We start from the raw sequence: 5,692 nt of genomic DNA on the forward strand, positions 1-5,692 counted from the left end.
CGGCCCGGATATCGCTACCGGGCGCTTGCCTGAGGACGTATACGAAGAGAATTTCAGCGACCTGCATCCATTGCTGGCGCCGCATGAAGCCAGCGTAGAGGCAGACCGCTGTTATTTTTGTTACGACGCCCCCTGTATGCAGGCCTGCCCGACAAGCATCGACATTCCGCAATTCATCCGCCAGATCTCTACGGGCAATCCCACTGGATCGGCGAAGACTATCTTCGAGCAGAACATTCTCGGCGGCATGTGCGCCCGCGTCTGCCCGACAGAAACCTTGTGTGAGCAGGTTTGTGTTCGAGAAGTCGCTGAAGGCAAACCCGTCAAGATCGGTCAGCTGCAACGCTTTGCGACCGATCACTATATGAGTGAAAACGACAGCACGCCGTTCACCAGAGCAACATCGACTGGCAAGAAAATCGCCGTGGTCGGTGCCGGACCCGCGGGCCTGTCCTGTGCGCATCGCCTGGCAGTCCACGGTCACGATGTCACCCTGTTTGATGCCCGCGACAAGGCAGGCGGATTGAACGAGTTCGGTATCGCGTCTTACAAGTCCGTGGAAAACTTTGCCCAGCGCGAAGTGGAATTCGTCCTGTCCATCGGAGGCATCGACCTGAAAACAGGCATGCGCCTTGGAGACAATCTTGATCTGGCCGAACTGCGCGCGACTTACGATGCAGTGTTCCTCTCCATTGGCCTTGGTGGGGTGAATGACCTCAACAAGGAACACGAAACCAAAGACGGGGTGCTGAACGCCGTCGATTACATTTCGGATCTCCGTCAGGCGGACAATCTGGCCGAACTCCCGGTCGGTCGGCACATTGTCGTGATCGGCGGCGGTATGACCGCTGTAGATATTGCCGTTCAGAAGAAATTGCTTGGCGCTGAAGACGTGACAATCGTCTATCGGCGCGGTCAGGAACGCATGAATGCTTCCGAATACGAGCAGAACCTGGCGCAAACCTCCGGTGTCAAGATCCTGACACATGCGCAACCGCATGCTCTCAACGTGGAAAACGGACATATCCGTTCCATAGAGCTTGAAAGAACCGAGTCGCTCGACGATGGATCCCTGAAAGGCACCGGTGAATATCTGACACTGCCTGCCGACATGGTGTTCAAGGCAGTCGGCCAGACCCTGGTTCAGGATCATCTTGACGATTCACTTCTGGTGGAAAAGGGACGGATTGTGGTCAATGAAGACCGCAAGACCAACCTTGCCGATGTGTGGGCCGGTGGCGATTGTGTGCTCGGCGGTGAAGATCTTACGGTCACTGCCGTTGAAGACGGAAAAATCGCCGCTGAGAGCATCAACACGGCCTTGAGCGAACAAGCGCTCGGCTCAACGGTTTCGAAGGAGAGCAAGTATGGCTGACTTGCGCACAGACTTTATCGGTATCAAATCACCGAACCCGTTCTGGCTGGCTTCCGCACCGCCAACCGACAAGGAATACAACGTCGTTCGCGCCTTCAAGGCCGGATGGGGTGGCGTTGTCTGGAAAACGCTTGGGGAAGACCCGGCCGTCGTCAACGTCAACGGTCCACGCTACGGCGCCATTCACGGCAAGGATCGGCAACTTATCGGTCTCAACAACATCGAACTGATCACCGATCGGCCGCTGGAAGTGAACCTTCGGGAAATCAAGCAGGTCAAACGGGACTGGCCGGATCGCGCCTTGATCGTCTCCCTGATGGTGCCGTGTGAGGAGCAGAACTGGATCGACATCCTGAAGCGGGTCGAGGAAACCGAGGCGGATGGCGTCGAGCTCAACTTCGGGTGTCCCCATGGCATGAGCGAACGCGGCATGGGTTCCGCAGTCGGTCAGGTGCCGGAATACATCGAAATGGTCACCCGCTGGGTCAAGCAGCATTCACGCATGCCCTGCATCGTCAAGCTGACGCCGAATATCACCGATGTCCGCAAACCGGCTCAGGCTGCCAATGCAGGCGGCGCGGATGCCGTTTCGCTGATCAACACGATCAACTCCATCATGGGTGTCGACCTCGACATCATGTCGCCTTCACCTTCGGTCGACGGCAAAGGCGCTCATGGTGGCTATTGCGGTCCTGCCGTCAAACCGATCGCACTCAACATGGTTGCGGAGATCGCTCGCGACCCGGCCACCCATGGGTTGCCGATCTCAGGCATCGGCGGTGTTACCACCTGGCGCGATGCGGCAGAGTTCATGGCCCTTGGTGCCGGATCGGTTCAGGTCTGCACCGCGGCCATGACTTATGGCTTCAAAGTGGTTGAGGACATGATCGAGGGCCTCAGCGACTGGATGGATGAAAAGGGCTACACGTCCGTTGACCAGTTCGTCGGCAGTGCCGTACCCAACGTCTCGGACTGGCAGTATCTCAATCTGAACTACATCGCCAAGGCGAAGATCGATCAGGATCTCTGCATCCAGTGCGGCCGCTGTCACATTGCCTGTGAAGACACGTCTCACCAGGCAATCACCAACATGGTAGATGGTGCCCGCAAATTCGAAGTGATCGACGAGGAATGCGTCGGCTGCAATCTTTGCGTCAACGTTTGTCCGGTCGAGGACTGCATCACCATGGAACCGATGGCCGCCGGCAGCACCGATCCGCGGACGAAAAAGAAAGTGGATCCAGATTACGCCAACTGGACGACGCATCCGAACAATCCGATGGCAGTGAAAGAAGCAGCCGAATAACCATTGCCGTCCATCCGACTTTGCGCAGGCAGGTTCCGAACCTGCCTGCTTTTTTGTGTCATGCTTGTGGCGTGCATGAAAGTCATTGATGTCGCGACGTCAGCGCTTTAGCGTTGGCTTTACGAGGCAGACGGGGGCGGCATGCAGAGTTCAAAGATCCTACTGGCAGCGTCGATCGGCCTGTGCGCCCTCATCGGCATCTGGGGTGTTGCAGACCCCGCCGGACTGCAAGCTGTCGCAAGTTCAATCGTTGATCAGTATTTCATCAGCCGTGGCTGGTTCGTCATGTTGTCTGTGACGATCATGCTGCTGTTCTGCCTGGCCTTGACGCTCACGAAATTCGGCGACATCCGGCTTGGTGCCGACACAGACCGTCCGGAGTATTCCACGCCAACCTGGATCGCGATGCTGTTTGCAGCCGGAATGGGTGTTGGCCTGTTGTTCTGGGCTGTTGCCGAGCCGCTGACGCATTTTCATTTCGCAAAGGAATTTTTGCCCGCACCGATTGCGGCGGAACAGGCCCTGCTGGCCGCAAATTTCAATTGGGGCATTCACGCCTGGGCGATTTACGGAACGACTGCCTTGGCGATTGCCTATTTCAGCTATCGCCGCGGAACCCCGATGATGGTCAGCGCACCAGTCAAAAACCTATTCCCAGGTGAAACCTGGGCCAATGTCGTCGGCTGGTTCTCCGATTTCATGGCGATTGCGGCCATTGCCATCGGTGTCGCCGGTTCCGTCGCCATGGGCGTGTTTCAGGTCGCTGACGGTGTGACCGTTCTCTTGGGCAACGAGGAGACCACATCCGTTTTGGTCGGTGTCGTGTTTGTTGCGATGATTGCTGCCTATATCCCCCCGCTCCTTGTCGACCTAGGGGCCGGCATGGCCAGGCTCTCCAACATCGCCATGGCGCTGGCGATCGGGCTTGTGATCTATACTATTATTATGGGGCCGTCCGAGTTCTTGCTGAATTCGATCGTCAGCGGGATCGGCAGCTACATCGCCGTTGTCATTCCAAGAGGGCTCCAGACTTACACTTTCTTTGGTGACGAGATCAGCAAATGGTTCCGGGACTGGACACTCACCTACATGGTCTGGTGGATTGCCTGGGGACCCTTTGTCGGCGTGTTCGTTGCCCGCATTTCCAAGGGCCGGACCATCCGAGAGTTCGTGCTGGGTGTGCTGATCGGGCCAACCGTTTTCTCCACCATCTGGTTCGGAGCCTTCGGCGGCATCGGGATTTTCGACACGCTCAACGGGCAAGGCGACCTTCTGGCCCTGACCCAGACCAATGTTGAGCGCATGACCTTTGCATTGCTTGAGCGCTTGCCGCTGTCCACACTGACAACGCTTGCAACCGTGCTGGCGGCATTTTTGTTCATCGTAACAAGCGTGGTCAGCGCCGCCTTTGTGCTTGGCACGTTTTCGACAGGTGGCGATCCAAATCCGAGCGTCAGGATCCGGGTGATATGGGGTGGTCTCCTTGGCGTGCTCGGCGCGGCCATGATCCTTTCTGGTTCAATGCAGGCCGTCCGGACGCTCATTGCGCTTGGCGCGCTGCCCTTCGTATTCATCACCGTGATCCTGCTGGCCTGCCTGATCCGGGCGCTCTTGCAGGACACCAGGAAGGAGCCTGCCCATGCTGATCGGTGATCCTGTTGACACGTTGATGAATCTTGGAACCTTTGCCTTTATCGGTGCCGTGATCTGGATACTGGTGCGAAAGGCCCCGAACCGGAAAGAATGATGGCGTTAGGCGCCGAACAATGGATCCGGTTTGGTGAGCATCAGCCAGACGATTGCCAGCACTGCAAAAAAGGCCGGAAAACCGCAGGCGAACCAGATTCGGTAAAGCCTGTGGTAGGCGGATGGCAGGTCCGTGCCATTGTCCGCAGCCTCAACTGCCAACCGGCGCATGCGTATCTGTATCCAGACCACCGGCAACCAGAACACGCCGACAAATAGGTAAAGACACAAGGAGGCAAGCACCCAGCCTTCCCAAATTGGCCAGCCTGTCTCGCGCGCAAGCCAGTACCCGGTGACAGGTTGGAAGACTGCGGCAGTTGCCGTGAAAACCGTGTCGGCTAGAACCACGATCCCGGCAACATGCGAAATCAGCGCGGGGTCCTGAGAGCGGTTTGAAATGACCATGAAAAACGCAATGCCCGCCCCAGTTCCCAACAAGACGCACGCGCCGATCACATGAGCAAAGCGAAACAGATCATAAAGCATCAACGTTCCTCCAGGATCAGAGCAACGAACAGGGCCAGAACCAGTGCAGGAAAAATCTTCACCATCGGCCCCAAGGGATCACCCCATAGGGCCGGCACGAAAATCGTCCCCCCAATGAGATAGGAGAGCGATACGACGATCATTCCGACACAAGCCAATCGGGTCCATTTCCGCCACAGCACCCCCAGTCCCAGCGCAATATCGACAAAAGCGCCTGCCAGAACCGACAAGGTCGCAAAGCCTTCACTTGTGTTTGCATTCGTCAGAACGGCCTTGGCGGCTCCGAACAACACCAGTCCGACAAGACCGGACAGAGCCCAGAAGATCGAAAGACACCCGATTGCGAGCGGCAATAGAAGATAGAGCCTTGCAAAGGCGCGCTCCTGCACCGTTGCCGGCATCTCAGCCAATGTCGCCTCTAGAGATTTCATCGGATCGCCACCCCGGCGCAGCCATTCTGCTGCATCACCTGAAATTCCGCTTTGCAACGATGCAAGCGCGTTGGTGCGCAGTGGAGACCGCCAACCGAACCAGCTCAGGAGATCGGCTCCCCTGCCCAGAACCAGGACCACGGAATCGGCAATTCGAAACGTCAACCGCCATTTAGGGAAGCCCTGCCATCTCCGAACCTGCCGGACAAGATCATAGAAAGACCGGCTTTCGCTTTCGGTCAAATCGGCCACGAAACGGCTGCCTTGCTCCCCGCGCGCAACCTGGGCAACGGCGCTGGCGACATCGTCGACATGAACGGTTTGAACCCTGGCATCTTCAAACACCCT

At 57.3% G+C, this 5,692-nt stretch carries 5 protein-coding genes; 3 read left to right on the forward strand and 2 right to left on the reverse strand.

Annotated features, from left to right (window positions below):
• The 3 genes from K5905_RS26170 to K5905_RS26180 form a co-directional block, all read left to right on the forward strand.
• Window positions 1-1,375 (forward strand): NAD(P)-dependent oxidoreductase (locus K5905_RS26170; RefSeq protein WP_297589678.1); only part of this gene is annotated, 1,375 nt, incomplete at its 5' end.
• Complete coding sequence (gene preA, locus K5905_RS26175; RefSeq protein ID WP_297589681.1) at window positions 1,368-2,681, forward strand: NAD-dependent dihydropyrimidine dehydrogenase subunit PreA; 1,314 nt, start codon at window positions 1,368-1,370, stop codon at window positions 2,679-2,681. The genes K5905_RS26170 and preA, both read left to right, overlap by 8 nt.
• A 141-nt stretch (window positions 2,682-2,822) precedes the next feature.
• On the forward strand, window positions 2,823-4,334 hold the full coding sequence (locus K5905_RS26180) for a BCCT family transporter (protein ID WP_297589684.1): 1,512 nt from the start codon (window positions 2,823-2,825) through the stop codon (window positions 4,332-4,334).
• 99 nt (window positions 4,335-4,433) lie between these two features.
• Here the strand turns inward: K5905_RS26180 and K5905_RS26185 are convergent, their stop codons facing one another.
• Both K5905_RS26185 and K5905_RS26190 read right to left on the reverse strand, forming a co-directional pair.
• A complete protein-coding gene (locus K5905_RS26185) occupies window positions 4,434-4,913 on the reverse strand; it encodes a DUF2269 domain-containing protein (RefSeq protein WP_297589686.1) in 480 nt (159 codons plus the stop codon).
• Window positions 4,913-5,692: DoxX-like family protein (locus K5905_RS26190; protein ID WP_297589689.1), on the reverse strand; the 780-nt coding region annotated here is incomplete at its 5' end. The genes K5905_RS26185 and K5905_RS26190, both read right to left, overlap by 1 nt.

Origin of the sequence: Roseibium sp. (assembly GCF_025698965.1) — a bacterium.
Lineage (GTDB): Bacteria > Pseudomonadota > Alphaproteobacteria > Rhizobiales > Stappiaceae > Roseibium.

What these genes read in the sequence shown, in the direction of transcription:
- preA (WP_297589681.1), top strand. Translation starts at nt 1,368, where the DNA reads ATGGCTGACTTGCGCACAGACTTTATCGGTATCAAATCACCGAACCCG.
- K5905_RS26180 (WP_297589684.1), top strand. Translation starts at nt 2,823, where the DNA reads ATGCAGAGTTCAAAGATCCTACTGGCAGCGTCGATCGGCCTGTGCGCC.
- K5905_RS26185 (WP_297589686.1), bottom strand. Translation starts at nt 4,913, where the DNA reads ATGCTTTATGATCTGTTTCGCTTTGCTCATGTGATCGGCGCGTGCGTC.